This is a genomic window from Shewanella sp. S1-49-MNA-CIBAN-0167 (genome assembly GCF_040310145.1).
In the GTDB taxonomy this organism is placed as follows: Bacteria; Pseudomonadota; Gammaproteobacteria; order Enterobacterales; family Shewanellaceae; genus Shewanella; species Shewanella psychromarinicola.
Window position 1 is genome coordinate 1 of record NZ_JBEOPO010000392.1, and the last position, 253, is coordinate 253.

General features: G+C 38.3%; 1 protein-coding gene. It reads right to left on the reverse strand.

The window, feature by feature from the left end; genetic code table 11:
- Positions 1-253 (reverse strand): hypothetical protein (locus AAEZ00_RS21770; RefSeq protein ID WP_351090079.1); only part of this gene is annotated, 253 nt, incomplete at both ends.

Genomic DNA, 253 nt, shown 5'->3' on the forward strand with positions numbered 1-253 from the left:
AATTTAGCTTCAATATTTGCACTCTCGCTTTCTCTGTGGAGTATAGATACTGTTTTGTGCTCAATGTCTTTTCGTGCTTGAGCAAGCTCTTTATCTTCTTGGGCTAGACGTGTCTTGCTAGCTTCAATATCACTTAGACTTGTTGTAATTTCGTGCTGCTTAGCGGTTATTTCTGCTTGGCTTTGTTCATTATCGGTAATAGATTGGTTAAGTTTTTCGATTAGCCCTTCTAATTGCGATATTTGTTCAGCGT